At 28.5% G+C, this 597-nt stretch carries 1 protein-coding gene and 1 pseudogene; both read left to right on the top strand.

Annotation, left to right across the window (positions count from 1 at the left end; all coding sequences use genetic code 11):
* A partial coding sequence (locus tag AMN88_RS01715) for a class II aldolase/adducin family protein (RefSeq protein ID WP_179850090.1) occupies positions 1-266 on the top strand: 266 nt, incomplete at its 5' end.
* A 3-nt stretch (positions 267-269) separates the two neighbouring features.
* Positions 270-584, top strand: a pseudogene (speD, locus tag AMN88_RS01710) (adenosylmethionine decarboxylase); the annotation flags it as partial.
* Positions 585-597: the final 13 nt, after the last annotated feature.

The raw sequence follows: 597 nt of genomic DNA, 5'->3' as shown, positions 1-597 counted from the left end.
AATGTGCAAAATACGCAACATTTGGAACAAGAGAATTGTCAAAAAATATTTTGAAAGCTTTAAAGGGTCGAAAAGCTTGTTTAATTTCAAATCACGGACAGATTGCATTTGAAGAAAGTTTATCAAAAGCATTTGAACTTGCTGAAGAGGTTGAAAATATATCGCTTCAGTATATAACGAGCCTTAAATTGGGTAAGCCTAAGATTCTTTCAATTAATGAAATGAAAAAAGTTTTATCCAAAGCAAAGAATTATAAAAGAGGATAGCTAATGACTAAAGTTGGAGAACACATAACTCTAGACATTATTGGTACAACAAAAGAATACGATCCTATAGTATTTGAAAAAGTAATTAATGATATTGCAAAAGCTGCAAAAGTAACAATTCTCAATATATCTAAATATAAATTTGAACCTCAGGGTTTTACAATTCTTGCTTTATTAGCAGAAAGTCACATTAGTTTTCATACATTTCCAGAAAAAGGAATTATAAGTTTTGATTTCTTTACATGTGGAAAAGTAAACCCTTCAGTGGCGATAGATATTATAAAGAAAGAATTTGAACACAAAAGAATAGTTATAAAGTAATTGGATTTAA

Source organism: Candidatus Pelagibacter communis, assembly GCF_001180165.1.
In the GTDB taxonomy this organism is placed as follows: domain Bacteria; phylum Pseudomonadota; class Alphaproteobacteria; order Pelagibacterales; family Pelagibacteraceae; genus Pelagibacter; species Pelagibacter ubique_P.
Note: the sequence above shows the minus strand (reverse complement) of the source record. Positions and strands in the feature narration are given on the sequence as shown.